General features: G+C 40.9%; 17 protein-coding genes and 1 pseudogene. 14 read left to right on the plus strand and 4 right to left on the minus strand.

The window, feature by feature from the left end:
• Positions 1-50: 50 nt before the first annotated feature.
• Both B9T36_RS16600 and B9T36_RS16605 read right to left on the minus strand, forming a co-directional pair.
• Positions 51-1,769, minus strand: coding sequence for an electron transfer flavoprotein-ubiquinone oxidoreductase (locus tag B9T36_RS16600; protein ID WP_086210558.1), 1,719 nt, complete (start codon positions 1,767-1,769; stop codon positions 51-53).
• 164 nt (positions 1,770-1,933) lie between these two features.
• Complete coding sequence (locus B9T36_RS16605) at positions 1,934-3,088, minus strand: acyl-CoA dehydrogenase family protein (protein WP_086210559.1); 1,155 nt, start codon at positions 3,086-3,088, stop codon at positions 1,934-1,936.
• A 270-nt stretch (positions 3,089-3,358) separates the two neighbouring features.
• Here B9T36_RS16605 and B9T36_RS16610 point away from each other — a divergent pair, with 270 nt between their 5' ends.
• From B9T36_RS16610 to B9T36_RS16630, 5 genes are all read left to right on the plus strand, one after another.
• On the plus strand, positions 3,359-4,135 hold the full coding sequence (locus B9T36_RS16610) for an enoyl-CoA hydratase (RefSeq protein ID WP_086210560.1): 777 nt from the start codon (positions 3,359-3,361) through the stop codon (positions 4,133-4,135).
• A 3-nt stretch (positions 4,136-4,138) separates the two neighbouring features.
• On the plus strand, positions 4,139-5,656 hold the full coding sequence (locus B9T36_RS16615) for a 3-hydroxyacyl-CoA dehydrogenase (protein WP_086210561.1): 1,518 nt from the start codon (positions 4,139-4,141) through the stop codon (positions 5,654-5,656).
• A gap of 11 nt (positions 5,657-5,667) precedes the next feature.
• Complete coding sequence (locus B9T36_RS16620; protein ID WP_086210562.1) at positions 5,668-6,870, plus strand: 3-oxoadipyl-CoA thiolase; 1,203 nt, start codon at positions 5,668-5,670, stop codon at positions 6,868-6,870.
• Between the two features lie 12 nt (positions 6,871-6,882).
• Positions 6,883-8,100 carry a CaiB/BaiF CoA transferase family protein gene (locus B9T36_RS16625; RefSeq protein WP_086210563.1) on the plus strand — a complete coding sequence of 406 codons (1,218 nt, stop codon included), beginning with the start codon at positions 6,883-6,885 and terminating at the stop codon, positions 8,098-8,100.
• 120 nt (positions 8,101-8,220) lie between these two features.
• Positions 8,221-9,066: an IclR family transcriptional regulator gene (locus tag B9T36_RS16630; RefSeq protein WP_086210564.1), complete on the plus strand. Its 846-nt coding sequence runs from the start codon at positions 8,221-8,223 to the stop codon at positions 9,064-9,066.
• Between the two features lie 398 nt (positions 9,067-9,464).
• Here the strand turns inward: B9T36_RS16630 and B9T36_RS16635 are convergent, their stop codons facing one another.
• The gene (locus tag B9T36_RS16635) at positions 9,465-9,848 is read right to left on the minus strand and encodes a cupin domain-containing protein (protein WP_086210565.1); all 384 of its coding nucleotides are present in this window, start codon (positions 9,846-9,848) and stop codon (positions 9,465-9,467) included.
• A 138-nt stretch (positions 9,849-9,986) separates the two neighbouring features.
• On the opposite strand from B9T36_RS16635, the gene B9T36_RS16640 reads away from it, so the two are divergent.
• The 9 genes and pseudogenes from B9T36_RS16640 (at position 9,987) to B9T36_RS16675 (ending at position 19,230) form a co-directional block, all read left to right on the plus strand.
• On the plus strand, positions 9,987-11,783 hold the full coding sequence (locus tag B9T36_RS16640) for a sigma-54-dependent Fis family transcriptional regulator (protein WP_086210566.1): 1,797 nt from the start codon (positions 9,987-9,989) through the stop codon (positions 11,781-11,783).
• A 340-nt stretch (positions 11,784-12,123) separates the two neighbouring features.
• Entirely contained in the window at positions 12,124-13,005 is an 882-nt protein-coding gene (locus B9T36_RS16645) for a transporter (RefSeq protein ID WP_086210567.1), read from the plus strand.
• 100 nt (positions 13,006-13,105) lie between these two features.
• Positions 13,106-14,560 carry a benzaldehyde dehydrogenase gene (locus B9T36_RS16650; protein WP_086210568.1) on the plus strand — a complete coding sequence of 485 codons (1,455 nt, stop codon included), beginning with the start codon at positions 13,106-13,108 and terminating at the stop codon, positions 14,558-14,560.
• 33 nt (positions 14,561-14,593) lie between these two features.
• Entirely contained in the window at positions 14,594-15,709 is a 1,116-nt protein-coding gene (locus B9T36_RS16655; RefSeq protein WP_086210569.1) for an NAD(P)-dependent alcohol dehydrogenase, read from the plus strand.
• A 100-nt stretch (positions 15,710-15,809) separates the two neighbouring features.
• Positions 15,810-15,974: pseudogene (locus tag B9T36_RS19290) on the plus strand (IclR family transcriptional regulator); the annotation flags it as partial.
• A gap of 194 nt (positions 15,975-16,168) precedes the next feature.
• Positions 16,169-17,080 carry a LysR family transcriptional regulator gene (locus B9T36_RS16660; RefSeq protein ID WP_228147023.1) on the plus strand — a complete coding sequence of 304 codons (912 nt, stop codon included), beginning with the start codon at positions 16,169-16,171 and terminating at the stop codon, positions 17,078-17,080.
• Between the two features lie 119 nt (positions 17,081-17,199).
• Positions 17,200-17,604 (plus strand): DoxX family protein, encoded by a 405-nt coding sequence (locus B9T36_RS16665; RefSeq protein ID WP_086210571.1) that lies wholly within the window; start codon positions 17,200-17,202, stop codon positions 17,602-17,604.
• A 59-nt stretch (positions 17,605-17,663) separates the two neighbouring features.
• A complete protein-coding gene (locus B9T36_RS16670; RefSeq protein ID WP_086210572.1) occupies positions 17,664-18,620 on the plus strand; it encodes a glutathione S-transferase family protein in 957 nt (318 codons plus the stop codon).
• A 13-nt stretch (positions 18,621-18,633) separates the two neighbouring features.
• On the plus strand, positions 18,634-19,230 hold the full coding sequence (locus B9T36_RS16675; protein ID WP_086210573.1) for an alpha/beta hydrolase: 597 nt from the start codon (positions 18,634-18,636) through the stop codon (positions 19,228-19,230).
• A gap of 372 nt (positions 19,231-19,602) precedes the next feature.
• Here B9T36_RS16675 and B9T36_RS16680 read toward each other — a convergent pair whose 3' ends face one another.
• Positions 19,603-20,694: an NAD(P)-dependent alcohol dehydrogenase gene (locus tag B9T36_RS16680; protein ID WP_086210574.1), complete on the minus strand. Its 1,092-nt coding sequence runs from the start codon at positions 20,692-20,694 to the stop codon at positions 19,603-19,605.
• Between the last annotated feature and the right edge of the window lie 59 nt (positions 20,695-20,753).

Consider the following 20,753-nt stretch of genomic DNA (forward strand, 5'->3'; position numbering starts at 1 on the left):
ACGACTAAAAGTAAGGTAATGGGAAATTACTTTTAATCTAATATTTAATCTTACATATTCGGATAGTTTGGACCACCACCCCCTTCCGGTGTTACCCAAGTGATGTTCTGAGATGGATCTTTAATGTCACAAGTCTTACAGTGTACGCAGTTTGCGGCGTTAATCTGGAAGCGTTTAGAGCCATCATCATTTTCCATGATTTCATAAACACCCGCAGGGCAGTAGCGCTGAGCAGGCTCATCCCATTTGGGTAAGTTCACGTTCACAGGAATTGATGCATCAGCCAGTTTTAAATGTGCAGGCTGGTTTTCTTCATGCACGGTGTTTGAAACGAACACTGATGACAAACGGTCAAAAATCAATTTGCCATCTGGTTTTGGATAGTTAGGCTTAACTGTTGCTGCATCAACGGTTTTTAATGTGCTGAAGTCTGGTACTAAGTCGTGCAGTGTAAATGGCACTTTAAATACGTTTTGGTCGATGAAGTTAAATGCACCACCGCCGAACGTGCCAAATTTATGCATCGCTGGACCAAAGTTACGCGCGTTGTATAACTCTTCTTTTAACCAGCTGTTGTTGAATTTTTCAGTATAAGCTGTGAGTTCTTTGGAGAAGAAGTCTTCACCTTCGGTTACACGGGCAATCGCAAGATCACCACCTTTTTCAACGCCAGCAGCAATTGCTTCAAATACTGCTTCGCCACACAACATGCCAGATTTCATGGCCGTGTGAGAGCCTTTAATTTTAGCAAAGTTCAGGAAGCCTGCATCATCACCAATTAAAGAACCGCCCGGGAAAGTGAATTTAGGCAAAGAGTTGAAACCGCCTTTCACCACGGCACGTGCACCATAAGAAATGCGTTTGCCACCTTCCAAATACTGTTTCACCAATGGGTGGGTTTTCCAGCGCTGCATTTCTGCAAATGGGTACATGTGTGGATTTTCGTAAGATAAATCCACGATCATGCCCAAAGTCACTTGGTTGTTTTCGGCGTGGTATAACCACCAACCGCCAGAAGAACCTGTTTCACTTAAAGGCCAACCAGCACCGTGCATCACCAAACCTGGTTTGTGTTTTGCAGGATCAATTTCCCAAAGTTCTTTAATGCCGATACCGTAGTGCTGTGGGTCTGCATCTTTGTCCAAATTGAATTTGGCAATCAGACGCTTACCTAAATGACCCCGACAGCCTTCAGCAAAAATGGTGTATTTGGCATGCAGCTCATAGCCCGGAGTAAAGTTATGGGTAGGTTCACCATCTTTACCAATGCCCATATCACCGGTTTGAATGCCTTTGACTGTACCATCTGCATGGTAAAGTACTTCAGCAGCGGCAAAGCCCGGGAAAATCGAAACTTCAAGTTCTTCCGCTTTTTGACCTAACCAGCGGACCACGTTACCTAAAGAGATCACGTAGTTGCCATCATTGTGCATGGTTTTAGGCACCATCCAGTGCGGGGCTTCTTGTGCCTTTTCAGGCGACATCAAGAAATAGGTTTTATCTTCCGTTACAGGAACATTTAAAGGTGCACCTTCTTCTTTCCAGTTCGGGAATAATTCGTTAATCGCACGTGGTTCTAGTACAGCACCCGAAAGAATATGCGCACCGACTTCGGAGCCCTTTTCCACGACACAGACGGAGAGGTCTGTCAGGTTATTTTCAATGGCTAATTGACGAATCTTAATTGCAGCAGACAGTCCCGCAGGTCCTGCACCAACAACAACGACATCAAACTCCATTGCTTCGCGTTCGATTTCTTGCTCTTGCATATGAATAACATCCATTTTTGTCGTGAATGATCCGTTTTAAACAAGGACAGATCAGATAATTCCTGTTGCATATCCTGACAATCAAAAGTACAGGATTAGTATTCAAGGTGTACTTAAATTGCCAATCCCATCTTTTTAGAAAAACTCAATCATTGTTATTCAAATTATTGAGTTGCTTCACGAATCATGTTGCGGGCAATGATCACTTGCTGAATTTGCGTAGTACCCTCATATAAACGGAATAAACGTACATCACGGTAGAAACGCTCAATTGCATATTCACTGATATAACCGGCACCACCATGGATTTGTACGCCACGATCTGCGACACGGCCACACATTTCGGTGGCAAACATCTTGGCACAAGATGCTTCCGTGCTGACATTCTGTCCAGTATCACGAAGTCGGGCAGCATCTAACACCATACATTTTGCTGCGTAAATTTCGGCTTTAGAGTCTGCCAACATACCTTGAATCAACTGGAAGTTCGCAATCGCTTGACCAAACTGTTTGCGCTCAACAGCATATTGCAGGGAATCTTCCAACATGCGTGTAGCAGCACCCACGCTTAATGCAGCAATATGAATACGGCCTTTATCAAGTACCTTCATTGCAGTTTTAAAACCCACACCTTCAACACCACCAATGAGTGCAGAAGCTGGAATTCGGCAGTTTTCAAAAATCACATCACAGGTATGTGCACCTTTTTGACCCATCTTCTTGTCACGTTTACCCAGAGAAATTCCCGGTATTTTACTGTCCACGATAAAGGCTGAAATTCCACCTGCACCTTTAATTTCAGTGCTGGTACGTGCCATTACAGTAAAGACACCTGCATGTGGTGCATTGGTGATGTAACGCTTGGTACCGTTTAAAATGTAATGATCACCATCTTTTACGGCAGTCGTTTTTAAAGAGGCCGCATCTGAACCGGAATCAGGTTCGGTTAAACAGAATGAACCAATAATTTCACCACTTGCCAGACGTGGCAGAAAATACTGTTTCTGCTCTTCGGAGCCATCAATAATTAAGCCTGATGAACCGATCCCATTGTTGGTACCGATCAGTGAACGGAAAGAAGGAGAGGTACGTCCCAATTCAAATGCAATATAAACCTCTTCCTCCATGGTCAGGCCAAGACCCTCATAATCCTCAGGAATTGTCAGGCCAAAAAGACCCAGTTCTTTCATTTGCTGAACGATTTCAGCTGGAATTTCATCGGTTTCCGCAACAATTTCTTCATTAGGAATAAGAACGCCATCAACAAACTGACGGATCATATCAACCAGCTGATTTAATGTTTCTTGATCACGAATCATTTTCAAATCCTTGTATTTAATAAATCAAACTCGTCATCACTGGCATCAGAGAGTGATGATTACTTGTCTTGGAATGAAACCAATATGACAGAATGAAAATATAAATGCAACAAATATGATATCAAATACCGCTGTGCGGTATTTGATAAGCGCTATTTTAAGTTAAAAACATCATTATTTAATCGAAATTACATATATAGGGCTTTAATGTTTAAAAAAAACAAGTATATTTGATTTATTAAAACCGCTATGCGAAACATGTGAGTTGTTATGAATAAAGAAATTTTGAATTTGGATATTCAAAGTAATGGTGTGGCTATTGTCGAGCTACATCGCCCAGAGGCCCGAAATGCACTGAATTTGGAGCTACGCCAACAACTTGCTGCAACGTTTGCACAGCTCGCAGCATCTGATTCAGTCCGCGCAATTGTCATTACAGGTGGTGAAAAAGTGTTTGCAGCAGGTGCGGATATCCGTGATTTCACCACGGCAAAAACCGTTGATATGCATTTACGCCATACAGAACAGTACTGGCAGGCGATTATTGATTGCCCTAAACCGATTATTGCCGCAGTGAATGGTTATGCATTGGGTGGTGGTTGTGAACTTGCCATGCATGCAGACATCATCATTGCCGGAAAATCAGCCCAGTTTGGTCAGCCTGAAGTCAAATTAGGACTAATGCCGGGTGCAGGTGGTACACAGCGCTTACTGCGCGCGGTAGGGAAGTTTAAAGCCATGCAAATCGTGTTAACCGGCAAGATTTTTTCTGCAGAGGAAGCTGACAAAATTGGCTTGGTCTCTGAAGTGGTCGAGGATGATCAAACGATCGCAAAAGCAATTGAAGTGGCGACACAGATTGCCCAATTTTCACCGATTGCAGTTGAGCAAATTAAAGAAGTGACGACTTTAGGCGCAAATATGCCACTCTATGGTGCTTTGGCATTAGAGCGTAAAGCCTTCCAGATTTTGTTTGATACACAAGATCAGAAAGAAGGCATCAATGCCTTTTTCGAAAAGCGCAGCCCTCAGTATCAAGGAAAATAAGTCATGACGATTCAAAAAATGGCCTTGATTGGCACAGGCGTAATGGGAATGGGCATTGCGCAAATTGCAGCACAGGCGGGTGTTGAGGTCCGTTTATTTGACGCCAAACCTGGCGCTGCTGAGCAAGGCTTGGAAAAATTAAAAGCAACCTTAGATAAACTGGCGGCTAAAGGCAAGTTAACCGAACAGCAGCTTGTGGATACCTTAGCCAGATTGGTTGTGTTGGAAACCATTGAAGAGATTGCCGGCGTTGATTTGGTCGTAGAAGCGATTATTGAAAATCTGGAAATCAAGCAAACTTTGTTTAAACAGCTTGAAGGGATTGTGGCTAAAGAAACCATTCTGGTTTCAAATACATCCTCACTATCCGTGACTTCGATTGCATCTGCATGTCAGCATCAGGGACGTATCGCAGGTTTCCATTTCTTCAATCCGGTTCCACTGATGAAAATTGTTGAAGTGATTGCTGGTTTGGCAACCGATGAACACGTGGTCGCTGATTTGCTTGAGCTGGCACAAAAGATGGGACATTTTGGTGTACGTACCAAAGATACACCGGGATTCATCGTGAATCATGCCGGTCGGGCTTACAGTACAGAAGCCCTCAAAATACTGGGTGAATGTGTGACTTCAGTCAGTGAAATTGACCGGATTTTGCGTGACGGTGCGGGTTTCCGTATGGGGCCACTCGAGCTGTTCGACCTGACGGCATTAGATGTTTCTCATCCGGTGATGGAATCCATTTTCAATCAGTTTTATCAGGAAGCTCGTTACCGTCCGAGCGCTTTAACCCGTCAGATGCTGGCAGGGAAAAAAGTTGGCCGTAAGGTCGGTGAAGGTTTCTACCAATATGTAGATGGTGTCAAAATCAATGAAGAACCTCATCAGGCGGTGCCTCAGGTTTCAACATTTAATGCAGTCTGGATGAAAACAGATTTAGAACAGGATGAAATCATCCTAAGAAATTATCTACAAGCACAAGGATTAATTTTAGATACAGCCGAGCAACCGGCTGCAGACAGCTTAATTTTACTTGCTACTTATGGTGAAGATACGACGACTGCAGCTCTGCGCTTTGGGGTAGATGCAACGCATGCGATCAGTATTGATATGCTGACTGACTTTGCCAAACATCGCACTTTAATGCCATCGATTGCCACTGATAAAGTCTACATTGATCAGGCACATGCCATCTTTTCTGCGAATGACCATGGCGTCAGTGTGATTGATGAAAGCATGGGATTTGTCGCGCAGCGTGTATTGGCCATGGTAATCAATCTGGCCTGCGATATCGCACAACAAGGCATTGCAACTGTAGTAGATATTGATAAGGCAGTGAAACTTGGTTTGGGCTACCCACATGGTCCGATCTCATGGGGGGACGTACTGGGTTCATCACGTATTCTGCAGATTCTGGAACGTATTACGAAGAACACAGGTGATCCACGTTACCGTCCAAGTCCATGGTTGCAGCGTCGCGCCCGATTAAACCTGTCTTTGCTTCATACCTCAACGATTTAAAGGATTAAAATATGTTAAATGCTTATATTTACGATGGTCTGCGCACTCCATTTGGCCGTCATGCCGGAGCTTTATCTTCTATCCGTCCAGACAATCTAGCAGCGCATGTGATCAAATCGGTGGTAGAAAAGAACCACCTTCTAGCCAATATATTTGATGATGTGATTCTGGGAAATACTAACCAGGCCGGTGAAGACAGCCGTAACATTGCGCGTCATGCGACCTTATTGGCAGGTCTAGATGTAAAAACTCCGGCACAATCTGTTAACCGTTTATGTGCTTCTGGCCTTGCTGCGGTGATAGATGCTGCACGTGCAATTAGCTGTGGGGAAGGTGATGTCATCCTGGCCGGAGGCGTGGAATCCATGTCTCGGGCTCCTTTTGTGTTTGCCAAATCGGAAACCCCGTTCAGCCGTGATTTTAAAGTCTTTGATTCAACTATCGGTGCACGTTTTCCAAACCCGGCGATTGAAAAGCAGTTCGGTGATGACACGATGCCTAAAACTGGCGATAACGTGGCGATTGAATACGATGTAACGCGTGAAGATGCAGACCGTTTCGCAGCCGCTTCCCAAGCGAAATATGAGGCTGCCAAACAAGCAGGTTTTTTCGCCGGTGAAATCGTAGGTGTTGAGGTTGCTCAAGGGCGTAAATTGCCACCAAAACTGGTGGAAACCGATGAGCATCCACGTCCAAGTTCGGATTTTACAGCTTTACAAAAGCTCAAGCCCTTATTTGAAGATGGTGTGGTGACTGCGGGTAATGCATCTGGTGTCAATGATGGTGCAGCTGCGCTGATCATTGGTTCTGCTGCCGCTGAACAAAAACTAGGAATCAAACCGATGGCCAAAATCCTGTCTTCCGGTGCGGCAGGGATCGAACCGCGCATTATGGGTGCTGGTCCGGTAGATGCGATTAAGCTTGCGCTTAAACGTGCCAACCTTACTTTGGATGACATGGACATCATTGAAATCAATGAAGCCTTTGCACCTCAGGTATTGGCGTGTTTAAAAGGTTTGGATGTTACTTTTGATGATCCACGCGTCAATCCAAATGGCGGTGCCATTGCAGTAGGTCATCCACTGGGAGCCTCTGGAGCGCGTCTTGCCTTAACGACAGCACGTGAATTACAACGTAGCGGAAAAAAATATGCTGTGATCAGTTTATGTATTGGTGTGGGACAAGGTCTCGCCCTGGTTATTGAGCGCGTATAAAGGGAAGATAAAATGGGTGCATTGGAAGGTATTCGCGTACTGGATTTAAGCCGCGTACTGGCAGGTCCTTGGTGTGGTCAGATTCTGGCGGATTTAGGTGCGGAGGTCATCAAGGTGGAACGTCCCAAAACCGGTGATGATACCCGATTGTGGGGACCACCGTGGATGAAAGATGATCAGGGTAAAGATACGCTGGAAGCAGCCTATTACCAGTCTGCTAACCGCAATAAGCTCTCCATCGCGATTGATATTGCCACACCAGAAGGTCAGAAATTAGTTCGTACACTGGCAGCAGGATCGGATGTTTTAATTGAAAATTACAAAGCAGGCTCGCTGAAAAAGTACGGTCTGGATTATGACAGCTTAAAAGCGATTAATCCGAAACTGGTGTATTGCTCGATTACCGGCTTTGGCCAAACCGGTCCACGTGCGCCAGAACCTGGTTATGATTTTATCATTCAGGGCATGGGCGGTTTGATGTCTGTGACCGGAGAGAAAGATGACCTTCCGGGCGGTGGGCCGCAAAAAGTGGGCGTGGCTTTTGCTGACCTGACGACCGGGCTTTATGCCACTATTGCGATTCAAGCAGCACTTTTGAATCGTACCATAACAGGCCTAGGTCAGTATATTGATATGGCGTTATTGGATGTACAGGTTGCAACGTTGGCCAATCAAGGCATGAATTATCTATCTTCGGGTAAAGTTCCTGGACGTTATGGCAATGCACACGCGAATATTGTCCCGTATCAAGTGTTTAAAGCAGTTGATCAAGATTTTATTATTGCATGTGGTAATGACAAGCAATTTGTTGCTCTGTGTCATGCCATTGGTTTGCCAGAGCTGCCGAATGATCCGCGTTTCTTAAGCAATGCATTACGAATCCAACATCGTCAAGAGATCGGCGAATTACTCGGCACCCACTTTAAAACCAATTCTGCACGGCACTGGGTAGATGTGATTCACGCGGTAAAAGTTCCAGTGGGTTTAATCAACAATTTACAGCAAGCATTTGAGGAGCCTCAGGTAATTGCGCGCAATATGTTGGTTGAAATGAAGCATCCGTTAAAGGAAAAGTTAACGGTGATTGGTTCACCCATTAAACTTTCACGGACACCGGTGGAATATAAGAAAGCACCGCCAATGCTGGGTGAACATACTGATGAAATTTTAAGTGGCATTCTAGATGAAGAAAAGATTGCTGAACTTAGGCAGAAAGGTATTATCGGATAATATTTAAATATTGGGCAAAGTACAGTCTATCGAAGACTCTCCTTTGCCCTAATTAGAAGAAATGAATTATAATTTCCGCAGTGCGAAACAAAGTATGCTTAATTAGGCAGGAATAATATGATGAATGACGTGATTGATTCAGAACAGACAGAAAATCTTTTGACGCCATTACGTCACGAATTATTGAATCCTATTGAAGACATGCAGGATGAAAATGACCGTCAATATGTGACCGCATTGGCTAGAGGTTTAGAGCTATTACGCTGTTTTACCGCGAAATATCAGCATCTGGGAAATCAGGAGCTGTCGCAGATGACCGGATTGCCAAAAGCGACCATCACACGTTTAACCCATACGCTGTCGCGCTTGGGATATATCAAGCAAGTACCGAACTCGAATAAATTCCAATTGTCATCGGGTGTGCTTTCTTTTGGTTATTCGATGCTAGCCAATGTTTCTATTCGATCGATTGCCCATCCACATATGCAGGAGTTGGCGGATTATGCCGGTGCTGCGGTTGCCATGGCCACGCGTGATCGTCTGAATATGATTTATCTAGATGTCGTGCAGGGTAAAGGCAATGTCACGATGCGTCGTCCAGTCGGGACCTATTTACCGATTCATTTAAGTGCTATGGGAAGAGCATGTCTCGCAGCGATGCCTGCTGATGAGCGCGATTTTTTGTTAAATGCGATTCGGGAAAGGAATAAAGAAGACTGGATTAAAATTAATCGAGATTTAGACAAAGCATTTAAAGACTACCAAGATTACGGCTGTTGTTATTCGATCGGTGAATGGCAGAAAGATGTAAATTCTGTTGCTGTTCCCTTATTGCATGAACAACATGGACTCTTGGTGTTTAACTGTGGTGGGCCAAGCTTTATCTTAAGCCGTGAAAAACTCGAGGAAGATATCGCTCCAAGATTAATTTTGATGGTGAATAACATAAAAGCCGAAATTGGCTAAGCTTTTTAAAGCTCTAAAATGTATTTTTTCTTCGTGAAAAGGGGGATTTAGAATGCAGCTCTAGATTATTGCATTCTAACTACGAAATCACCCGTACTGGTTTAATCTCAATACTGAGAGGTATGCTCAGTCAGAATCAAACTTATACTGATACAGCTACTCAGTACTACCTGATAATCTAGATTTTATTTCTATTATCTTTAGATGTAGTTTCAGGTTTTGTTTAAAGTCTCATCCTGCTTTCTAGATTAAATATAAAACCGTTAGACTAAACTACGATTTGCAGACGACAAAAATATGTTGATATTTTTACTATTCATTAATAAATGAGACTTGGTATACCATATTAAAAAGCAGGCTTAATTGGTTGGCATACTTATTCTGATGATTGACATTGATTAAGTATCCAGTTGGATCAATGCGAGCTGTACAGGTGTCGTACCCGCATTCCAGCTTTTATGACCTTTCCCATAAGTGTCTGTGGTTAAGATATATGAGCCTGCGCGGAGAACCAACTCACTACCGTCTTCTGATTGATAGCCCATTTCACCTGCAAGGCAAATCACCCACTGTTTCTTTGGACTTGGGTGCCAGTCCCCTTGCCACCCTACAGATAATTCTACCATGACCATTGATTGTACAGCCATAGACTGAGACACTAGCATTTGAGGAGCAGGAGGAGCAAAGCTGATTGCTTCTAATTCTTTAGTTGCATTTGGGTTTACGCGAGAAACACCATTTTCATCAACATATAAATGTAAAAAATCCCAGTTATGCATCATTATTCCTCTAGTGACTCAAAGTTACCATGGTCTTTGGGACTGTATTTGGAGGAGTATACCAATTACCATGGTATTAATATTTATCATTTTGTACTAATTATTAATTTATCTTATTTTTGAATGCTCAAGGATATACGCATGGATGGTTTATCTGAAATATCTTGGAAGAATATAAAATACAATTTTTACCATAGTGGAGAGCTTCCAGAAGTTGTACAGCGAGACTCTCCCATATTGCAGGCTTGGGAAAGTGCAAAAAAAGCAGGCCTAAGTCCATTTTCCCAACTGACCACCTTATATGACTTTCAAATAGATCCACTTACAGGAGAGGACCTGAAATTTGCTACACTGGCTGATGGGGTATTGAATGATATTTGGCAACTTTTTGGGCAGCAGGATGTTTGTGTATTTTTAATTAATCATCAGCTTAAAATTATTGCAGAAAAACATAATCCTGATTTAGATCGACAGTATCATTTTTTACGAACAGGTCGTGTGATTGATCCCTCCATATTTGGCGCGATTGCTCCGACATGTAGTGTTTTATCTAAACAGCCTATGATTATGACGGGGCACCAACATTATTTGGATGAGTTTGCGAATTACTCGTGTGCCTCAGTGCCAATCTTTAATGGGGCAGGCGTCGTCCTTGGCGCTTTAGATATCACTTCACCTAAAGGTTTATTGGCGAGTAACTGGCTTCGGCATTTGCTTTATCAAAGTTATATTTTAGAAAATAAAATTATTCATTCAGCATTGCGACCCGAGCAGCGCGTACTTTATTTCCAACATTCTAAAGACTTACTTGAGAATGCTTATACAGGAATGATTGTGCTCGATGAGCATGGAAAAATTATCAAAGCGAATCAAATGGCTTTAAAATTGCTGAATTGCGCGATAGGTCAGTTGTTAGACAGAACTATCCATAATTTCTTTTTCACAGAAATTCTCAATCAACTGGATTCGAGTGATTCATTTTTAATTCAAAGTCATGATCATGCATTCTTTTATGCAAAATTAAGTCAGTTGAATATAAGTGCTCTAAAATATCCAAAGCAAATAGCAGCGAACCCTATTTTGGATCAGGCACTGAAAGCATTAAAAGCCGATATTCCAGTGCTTATCACAGGAGAGACGGGTACAGGGAAAGATCATTTCGCACAACAATTACATCAGCAGCTTGACCCAAACTTACCTTTTATTTCTATTAATTGTGGTGCTATTCCAGATCATTTACTTGAATCTGAATTATTTGGCTACGAAGGTGGAGCATTTACAGGTGCTAAGAAGCAAGGCGAAAAAGGGCTGATTGAACTGGCAGATCAAGGGATTCTCTTTCTCGATGAGATTGGTGACTTAGCTTTGCATTTGCAAGTCAAAATTCTAAGGGTTTTACAGGATCAGCAATTCTATCGTGTGGGTGGGCGTAAACCCGTGAAGTCTGCTTTCAAGTTGTTATGCGCAACGCATCAGGATCTTACATCTAAAATTGAACAGCAGTTATTTCGTCGCGATTTGTATTATCGAATCTGCGGTTTTCAAGTGCATTTAGAACCCTTACGTTTACGTCAAAATAAACAAGAGATTCTCCATCAAATTTTGGATCAGTTTAGTGTGCTCCAGTGGTCTGCCAAAGTGGAACAACAATTTAATGCCTATCCATGGTCTGGCAATATCCGAGAACTGATTCATATTGTTCGGTTATCGGCTGCATTTAATGATGAGAAGGTGTTGAATCAGCTTTATTTGCCAGATTGTCCATTGAGCGCTCAAAATAAAAATCAGTCGATGCTGAGTTTGGAAAACAATAATTTGAATGCCATGACCAAGCACATGGTCATGCAGGTGCTGGGTGAAGAAAATGGCAATATTGCGCGTACCGCAAAGCGTTTAAATATTTCCAGAACAACGGTCTATAAATACATCAGTAATTGACTGTTATTCCTGATGACCACTGTGGCGCTCTTGCAGATATTTTGAGAACTTCATTATTTATTACTTTTCCAAAGATACTTTTTAAGGGACTGTCCAGTAATTGGACAGTCCCTTTTTTGTTGTGTCTGGATTATGGACAGTATGAATTTTATCTTAAATTTAAGGTATTGATTTTTATTAATTTAAAAGTTGGCATGTAAGCTGCAATCATTGTTTCACTCATACTCAGTTGAGAAGGATGCTCAATGCTTTGAGAAATTTTGTAGGGATTGAAATGCCCTTGAAACCTTTAAAAAAGAGATGAGTGATTAAGGAAAATTTGGATAAAAGGGAACATGTTATGCATTTTAGGAATCAAAATGCGTTAATGCTGATGTTGGGCACTTTGTTGGCTCAGCATAGTTATGCGATTGATGTGAATGTAGGGGATTACACTGCTTTACCCAAAGGAACAAATGTTGGTGTGTTCTATTATCAACATAGTGAGATGGATGGTTATTATCAAAATGGTCAAAAAACCGATGCGGACTCGACCTCAGATATTGGTATCGCACGTTTAATTCATTTCACCGATATTGCGGGTATACGCGCAGATCCTCAAATTATTTTGCCATTTGGGTCGGTACGGAATACTCAAATTGGAGGAGCGCATTTAAATAATGCCTCAGGTTTTGCAGATCCGATTATTGCTTCTTCATTTTGGTTGATCAATCAACCTGAACAAGGAGCTTCTGGGCGTTATTTCGCATTAACTCCATTAATTACTTTACCAATAGGTAGCTACGACAAACACGATGTCGTAAATCTGGGTGAAAACCGCTTTAAATATGATTTGCAAATGGCATGGGTACAACCGCTTTATGGAAAATTGGGCCTAGAGTTTTATCAAGATGTCATTTGGTATGGTGACAATGATGAGGCAGGCGATGGTCATCAAACGCTGTCCCAAGATACCAGTTATCAAACCCAAATCAATTTACGTTATGACTTGAATACAACGCAAAGAGTTGCTTTGGGCTATGTGGCGAATTATGGCGGTGAACAATCCTTAGATGGCATTCACCTTGACCAAGATATGGAAAAGCAGCAGGTCAGATTCGAATTCCAACAAATGCTGAATGCCAAAACGCAACTGAGTACGCAGGTAGTTTCAGATACACAAGTCGAAAGCGGATTTAAAAAAGATTTGGGACTGAATTTACGCCTGCTTTACATTTTTTAATTTAAAGCATGCGTTATGACTACACATCCGTTGATCCAGTTTTGTAATGATCAAAATGAAGGGACATGTCGGTTGTTAAAATAAATCTTAAGAGGTAACTATGTCGATATTAACAAAAGAGATTTGGGATAAAAAACTATTTAACGGTGCATGGCAATCAGCTTCACAGACTTATAACGTCGTTGAGGTGGCAACAGGTCATGAATTAGGCGAAATTGGCTACGCTTCTGTTCAGGATGTTGTAGATGCTGCCCAACAAGCCAAGATTGCGCAGCAACAATGGTGGGCATTAAGCTATCAAGAACGCCAAGCTGTATTTGAACGAGCAGCCAATTTACTGACCGAAAATCAAGCCGAAGTCATTGAGTGGCTGGTCAAAGAAAGTGGCTCTTTACAGCTCAAAGCAGGCTTTGAAGTGAGCATTGCAATTCAAGTGCTTAAACATTGTATTGCTTTGCCTGCTGCTGATCAGGGCATGTTATTACCGACACAAAATGGAAAACTCAGTATTGCTAAACGTGTGCCTTTGGGCGTGGTTGGAGTCATTTCTCCTTTCAATTTCCCATTATATTTAGCCTTACGTGCTGTCGCTCCTGCCTTGGCATTAGGCAATGCTGTTGTACTTAAGCCTGACGAACGTACCGCAGTGTGTAGCGGTTATGCGATTGCCCGATTTTTTGAGTTGGCTGGTTTGCCAAAGGGACTGTTACATGTATTGCCAGGTGGCGCAGAAGTTGGTGAAGCACTGACCTTAGATCAAAATATTGCCAGTATTCAATTTACAGGATCTACTCATGTCGGGCGTATAGTCGGCGCCAATGCGGCAAAGACTTTGAAGAAAGTTTCCTTGGAATTGGGCGGTAAAAACTCACTGATTATTTTGGACGATGCAGACATTGAGCTTGCCGCTGAAAATATTGCTTGGGGTGTCTTTTTGCATTCAGGTCAAATTTGTATGACTTCGGGAAAAATCTTAATCCATCAAGAGATTTATACGCAAGTTAAACAGCGTGTGATTGAAAAGGTGAAAAATTTTGTCGTCGGTAATCCTTGTGACAGCAAAGTCACGATTGGACCACTGATTAATGCCAAGCAAGCCCAACGTGTAGAGCAATTGGTCAATGCCGCTGTTTCAGAAGGTGCTACATTGGAAATTGGTGGACGTGCAGATGGCGTCTTTTTTGAACCTACGGTGCTTGCTGACGTGACGTCGAATAACTCAATTTTCACCGAAGAAATTTTTGGACCTGTGGCTGTCCTGATTCCTTTTAGCACCGATGCAGAAGCCATTGAGTTGGCAAATGATGGAGATTACGGACTTTCTGCTGGAATTATTACCGCGAATGTTGGACGAGGCATGCAGCTCGGTGCACAGCTTAAAGTTGGTTTGCTACATATCAATGATCAAACCGTGAATGATGAAACCGTCAATCCATTTGGAGGTTTTGGTGCATCAGGGAACGGCACACGTATTGGGGGACCCGCCAATGTGGATGAGTTTACCCAATGGCAATGGATGACTGTACAGGCTCAAGCGCCACATTATCCTTTTTAATACATAAAACCATTTATTACAGGAAGTAATTACATGAACGAAATGAGAGACATCGTTGCTGCTGTGACAGCATGTAAAGGCGCAGATTTTGAATTGCAGCCTTTAAAAATTCGCCAACCGAAAGGTGATGAAGTCTTGGTAAAAGTTGTTGCCACAGGTATGTGTCATACTGACTTAATTGTGCGTGATCAATATTATCCAGTGCCTTTGCCTGCGGTTCTTGGGCATGAGGGTGCGGGCATTATTGAGGCGATTGGACCGAATGTCACTGACCTTCAAGTAGGGGACCATGTGGTGCTGAGTTATGGTTACTGTGGCAAATGTGCACAGTGTAATACGGGGAATCCAGCCTATTGCTCAGAGTTTTTTGGACGTAACTTTAGTGGCGCAGATTTAGAAGGGAACAGTGCAATTTGTACCCATGATCATGGCGTTGTACATGACCATTTCTTTGCCCAATCTTCTTTTGCGACCTATGCCTTAAGTCGTGAAAATAATGCGGTTAAGGTGACCAAAGATGTACCAATTGAATTACTTGGTCCTTTAGGTTGTGGTATTCAAACGGGTGCTGGTGCATGTATTAATGCGCTTAAAGTTACACCTGCCAGTAGTTTTGTGACATGGGGCGCGGGTGCAGTTGGTTTAAGTGCCTTACTTGCGGCAAAGGTCTGTGGTGCAGCTACCATCGTTGCAGTTGATATTGTTGAATCCCGTTTAGAGTTAGCCAAGCAGTTAGGTGCGACACATGTGATTAATAGTAAGACTCAAGACCCTGTAGAGGCGATTAAAAAAATAACGGGTGGGGGCATCAATTTTGCTTTGGAGTCTACTGGACGACCTGAAATATTGAAACAAGGTATTGATGCATTGGGCATTTTGGGCAAGATTGCCGTAGTTGGTGCACCACCTTTAGGTACCACAGCTCAATTTGATGTGAATGATTTATTGTTAGGCGGGAAAACGATTTTGGGCGTTGTCGAAGGAAGTGGTGCTCCTAAAAAATTCATTCCTGAACTGGTCAAGCTTTATCAGCAAGGACAATTCCCGTTTGATAAGCTTGTGAAATTCTATGCCTTTGACGAAATTAACCAAGCCGCGATGGATAGTCATAAGGGCATAACACTCAAGCCTATTATTAAAATCGCATAATATCTGGAGACATGATCATCCGTGATCATGTCTTTTTCTGAATAATAAAAATACAGTCAAATGAAGCCAATGGCTGCTAGTTTTTAATCGGTGAGTAGTAAAAGATGTAAACTTTGTAGCGGTATCGTTTCTGCATGAACAGCATGGGCTACTGGTATTCAACTGTGGTGATCCAAGTTTTGTATTAAACCGTGAAAATCTGGAAGAAGATATCGCTCCAATATTAATTTTGATAGTGAATAACATAAAAGCCGAAATTGGTTAAAATGAAGATTTAAACTCTAGAAAAAATATAGTAATTCATTTCTTTTATCATTAGGTAATGATAAGTGGCTTGCACTGTAATTATGTTACTTATATAAAAGGAATATACTAAATTAGTATATGAGAGTGATAAAAGACCATGATTTCATGAAATATTCTATCTATTCTGATGTTTAAAGGTGTGAAAAATAAAATATGGATCGATTAGAATGCAATCGAATGTTGATTGCAGTGATTGAACAGGGTAGCTTTGCAAAAGCAGCTGAACAACGTTTGACGAGTGTTGCACAAGCATCCAAACTAATTGCGCGTTTAGAAAATGAATTGGGGGTGCAATTACTACATCGTTCAACACGATCATTACGAACTACTGAAATTGGTCAGGCGTATTATTTTCAAGTGAAGCAACTCATGGCTGAATTTGATGAACTTGAAGTCAGTGTAAAAAATCAATCACGCACACCAAGTGGTCGAATCAAAATTAGTGTTCCCAATTCTTTTGGAGTAAATCAATTAAGTCACGCACTTGTTGAGTTTGCCCAGCGATATCCTGAAATTGAGCTAGATGTCAGTTTTACAGATCGACTGGTAAACGTTATTGATGAAGGCTTTGATCTAGCAATACGTATTGGACTTTTAAAAGATAGTAACCTGATTGCTAGACATTTATTGGATATACAAATTTTACTTGTAGCCGCACCAAGCTATTTACAACAGGTTCAATCACCGGAAAAACCTGAAGATTTATTAAAGCATCAATGTATTATTGATCGTAATTTTAAAGAACCTGAATTCTGGCGTTTTTCTTCCACAGAACAACCACAGCTAGAAGAAACTGTACAGTTAGAAGGCAGAGTGAACTTTGCAAACACTGAAGCTTGTCATATTGCAGCTTTAGCCGGACTAGGTGTTTGTAGAATCCCTGCATTCATTTGTAGCCAATCGCTTAAATCGAAACAGCTTATTCCACTTATGCCAAATTACTATATTAAAAGTAGTGGTTTATATGCTGTGTACCCACCATCACGTCACTTAGCCAATAAGGTAAGAAGTTTAATTGATTTCTTAAAAGACTATTATCAGAACCGTCAAGAATGGGATTTCTAATAAAATTGAGTTAATAATTTCTAAAATGGAAATAATATTTTGCTATACATGGTATTAATCAACAAATAAAAAATAATTATATTATTTCTATAACGACATCATTGTTGAAGGAAATGATTATGAATACTGCACCCACAGCTCCTTATGCGGCTTTACTCTTACGCATTAGCTTAGCCATTCTATTTTTTGCCCATGCAGGTCTGAAATTCTTTGTGTATACCCCAACAGGGACAGCACAATTTTTTGAATCTGTTGGCGTTCCTGGATGGATGGCTTATATCACTATCACATGGGAATTCTTAGGTGCAATTGCATTATTGGTTGGTTTTAAACCACGACTGGCTGCACTTTCCCTGATTCCAGTATTACTTGGCACAATTTTCACAGTACATGGAGCATCTGGTTTTTGGTTTACTAATCCGAATGGCGGTTGGGAATATCCTGCATTCTGGATTGTCGGTTTGATTAGCTTGGCTTTAATTGGTGATGGTCCGTTTCATCTAAAATCTTCTTTTAAGTCTTAATTTCATTCAAGTGCGGCACTTCTATAGGTGCTGTACTTTTGCATTAGAAAGGTTAAGTCATGTTAGTGAATGGACAGTGGGTCGAAAATTGGCAACCCGTACAAGCAGTTGATCATGAGGGTGGATTTGTTCGTCAAGTCTCAAGTTTTAGACATTGGGTCACAGTTGATGGTCAGGCAGGTCCAACAGGTGAGGGTGGTTTTAAAGCAGAAAAAGGACGTTACCATTTATATGTTGCATTGATTTGTCCTTGGGCATCTCGAACGCTAATAGCACTTGCACTGAAAGGACTAACCGATGTTATTTCGGTGTCTGTTGTAGAGCCTCAGTTGAGTGATTGTGGTTGGCGTTTTGGGGATTCATTTGATGCCAATCATGATGAGATCAATCATAAACAATATATGCATGAAATTTACACCATGGCAGACTCCAATTTCACAGGTCGAGCAACTGTACCTGTGCTTTGGGATAAAAAACGTCAAATCATTGTGAATAATGAATCAGCAGATATTATTCGTATGTTGAACTCTGGTTTTGGAGATTTTGCTCATACTGATTATGAATTGTACCCAGAGAGCTTGCAGAATGATATAGACACACTCAATCAACAAATTTATCAAAAGCTCAATAATGGTGTTTATCGTGCTGGATTTGCAACAACGCAAATTGCCTATGAGCATGCAGTTGGTGACGTATTCTCAATGCTAGATCAGCTTGAAGAACGTTTGTCTAAATATCGATATTTATTTGGTGATGTCTTTACTGAATCGGATATCCGTTTGTTTGTGACCCTTATTCGTTTTGATGTCGCATATCATGGTTTATTTAAGTGTAATCTAAAAAAATTGAGTGATTACCCATCATTAAGCCGTTATGTGCAAGAGATTCTGCATATCCCTGGTGTGGCAAATACGGTCAATTTTGAACATATTAAACAGGGATATTATTCCATCAAATCATTAAATCCTTTAGGTATTGTTCCTTTAGGTCCTGAAATTAAATTTGAATTATCTTGATAAGGTGAAAATCATGCATATTAAGCTGGTTATTTTTTTACATGGTGTTGGTAGTAATGGAAAGGATTTACTCCCTATTGGGGAATATTGGCAGCAAAATCATCCTGAATTGGAAATTTCCTCACCCAATGCACCCTTTCCATTTATGAATAGTACTGAAGCATTTCAGTGGTTTAGTGTTACTGGTGTAACAGTAGAAAATCGCTTGGAGCGTATAGAGCAAGCACGTCCTGCTTTTGATCAGACAATTAAACAAATTTTAGAACAACATCAATTGCAAAATCAGCTAGATCAGGTGGTATTTTGTGGATTCTCACAAGGTACTATCATGGCATTAGATGCTGTTGTAACAGGACGTTGGCCTGTTGCTGGTGTGATTGGTTTTTCTGGTCGTTTAGCGACGCCAATTCAAAATGATTTAATCATTAAACCTAAAATTTTATTATTACATGGTAAAAATGACACTGTAATACCTGTCACTGAATCTCTACAGGCTCAACAGTTTCTAACACAGGCTGGATTTAATAGCACACTGCATACCATTGATGGGTTGGGACATTCTATTAATCAAGAGGAACTAGAACAATGTACTAGTTTTTTCAATAAATAGGTACATATAGAAATTGAATACGTGAATTGTTCTTGACCAACTAGATTCGTGATGTACGAATCTAGTTTAGTTAAAAAAATAAAAAAATAAAAAAATAAAAAAATTATCAATACAGAACCTATTTCTAAGTAAATACAGCTTATTCATAAGCACCATTTTTATTAGTTTTTACCTAACTTAAAGGTGTCTATAAATATGGGAACTATTCGATGAATAAAATTTTTGGTTGCTTAGAATAGGTTAAAAATTGAGAGTGATTGATCTTGAGAGTGGCATGTTGTTTTTTAAATTATTTTTCTTTATATATTAGAATTTATCTTGAGATAAGCATTAGAAATAATGCTTATCTACCTATATATTGAAATAATTGAATTATCCACCGATTACAACAATCGGTTTAATGGTGATTCCTGATTTAGAATCCTCAAATGCTTGGTTAATATCGTTAAAATCATAAAATTTCACCAATTTATCAAAAGGAAATTTCCCTTCTTTATAATATTGAATGATTTTAGGTATATGTATTTGTGGTGTAGAGTCACCTTGGATGGTCCCTACAATTGTTTTACCTTCCATCAAGATATCATTGGTAAAATTTAAAGTCACATCTCCACCCATACCTACAATTGAGATTTTTCCTGCGACTCTTAATGCATCTATGGCATTTTTAATAACAATAGGGACACCAGTTGTTTCAATTGCATAATGAACACCACCATCTGTGATCTTTTTGATTTCTTCCACTACATTTGAATTTTTACTATTAATCGCATGAGTAGCACCAAGCTCTTTGGCTATTTCTAGACGATTTTCATGGATATCTACAACAATAATATACTTCAGCCCCAAAAGGTTTGCCGCCATCACAGCACTGAGTCCGACAGCACCAGAACCATAAATTGCTATAGATGTTCCTGGTTCAGGATGCAGACTATTCATCACTGTGCCACTGCCAGTTTGAATCCCACAACCCAAAGGTCCTAATAGTTTTAAATCAACATCTTTATCCACTTTCACAACATTATGCTTATTTGCTACCGCATAGGTGGCAAAAGATGACTGACCAAAAAATGTCGAGTAATCCTGACCATCTTTATGCAATCGATAGGTGCGATCCTGAAGTTTTCCACCAAAGTTGAGCTCAACGGTACGTACACATAAATTGTGATGTCCTGTAAGACATTGCGAGCAAGAATTACAATATGAGTAAGATAAAACCACGTGGTCACCGACAGTGACATTCGCAACACTAGAACCTACTTTCTCAACAATACCTGCACCTTCATGCCCTAATACTGCTGGAAATGGGGCACCATTTCCTTTAATCGACTCTGCATCTGTGTGACATATACCTGATGCAACGATTCTGATGAGTACTTCGTCTTCTTTGGGTTCATCAATTTCAATTTCTTCAATCACTAGTGGATAGTTTTTTTCTTTTGCAAGTGCAGCATTAATTTTCATACATTTTTCCTTAAATGTAGCTGTTATCTCGCCGAGTGCTCGATAACAGCGTGTTGTAG

Origin of the sequence: Acinetobacter sp. ANC 4204, assembly GCF_002135205.1 — a bacterium.
Classification (GTDB): domain Bacteria; phylum Pseudomonadota; class Gammaproteobacteria; order Pseudomonadales; family Moraxellaceae; genus Acinetobacter.

What these genes read in the sequence shown, in the direction of transcription:
- B9T36_RS16600 (WP_086210558.1), bottom strand. Translation starts at nt 1,769, where the DNA reads ATGCAAGAGCAAGAAATCGAACGCGAAGCAATGGAGTTTGATGTCGTT.
- B9T36_RS16605 (WP_086210559.1), bottom strand. Translation starts at nt 3,088, where the DNA reads ATGATTCGTGATCAAGAAACATTAAATCAGCTGGTTGATATGATCCGT.
- B9T36_RS16610 (WP_086210560.1), top strand. Translation starts at nt 3,359, where the DNA reads ATGAATAAAGAAATTTTGAATTTGGATATTCAAAGTAATGGTGTGGCT.
- B9T36_RS16615 (WP_086210561.1), top strand. Translation starts at nt 4,139, where the DNA reads ATGACGATTCAAAAAATGGCCTTGATTGGCACAGGCGTAATGGGAATG.
- B9T36_RS16620 (WP_086210562.1), top strand. Translation starts at nt 5,668, where the DNA reads ATGTTAAATGCTTATATTTACGATGGTCTGCGCACTCCATTTGGCCGT.
- B9T36_RS16625 (WP_086210563.1), top strand. Translation starts at nt 6,883, where the DNA reads ATGGGTGCATTGGAAGGTATTCGCGTACTGGATTTAAGCCGCGTACTG.
- B9T36_RS16630 (WP_086210564.1), top strand. Translation starts at nt 8,221, where the DNA reads ATGAATGACGTGATTGATTCAGAACAGACAGAAAATCTTTTGACGCCA.
- B9T36_RS16635 (WP_086210565.1), bottom strand. Translation starts at nt 9,848, where the DNA reads ATGATGCATAACTGGGATTTTTTACATTTATATGTTGATGAAAATGGT.
- B9T36_RS16640 (WP_086210566.1), top strand. Translation starts at nt 9,987, where the DNA reads ATGGATGGTTTATCTGAAATATCTTGGAAGAATATAAAATACAATTTT.
- B9T36_RS16645 (WP_086210567.1), top strand. Translation starts at nt 12,124, where the DNA reads ATGCATTTTAGGAATCAAAATGCGTTAATGCTGATGTTGGGCACTTTG.
- B9T36_RS16650 (WP_086210568.1), top strand. Translation starts at nt 13,106, where the DNA reads ATGTCGATATTAACAAAAGAGATTTGGGATAAAAAACTATTTAACGGT.
- B9T36_RS16655 (WP_086210569.1), top strand. Translation starts at nt 14,594, where the DNA reads ATGAACGAAATGAGAGACATCGTTGCTGCTGTGACAGCATGTAAAGGC.
- B9T36_RS16660 (WP_228147023.1), top strand. Translation starts at nt 16,169, where the DNA reads ATGGATCGATTAGAATGCAATCGAATGTTGATTGCAGTGATTGAACAG.
- B9T36_RS16665 (WP_086210571.1), top strand. Translation starts at nt 17,200, where the DNA reads ATGAATACTGCACCCACAGCTCCTTATGCGGCTTTACTCTTACGCATT.
- B9T36_RS16670 (WP_086210572.1), top strand. Translation starts at nt 17,664, where the DNA reads ATGTTAGTGAATGGACAGTGGGTCGAAAATTGGCAACCCGTACAAGCA.
- B9T36_RS16675 (WP_086210573.1), top strand. Translation starts at nt 18,634, where the DNA reads ATGCATATTAAGCTGGTTATTTTTTTACATGGTGTTGGTAGTAATGGA.
- B9T36_RS16680 (WP_086210574.1), bottom strand. Translation starts at nt 20,694, where the DNA reads ATGAAAATTAATGCTGCACTTGCAAAAGAAAAAAACTATCCACTAGTG.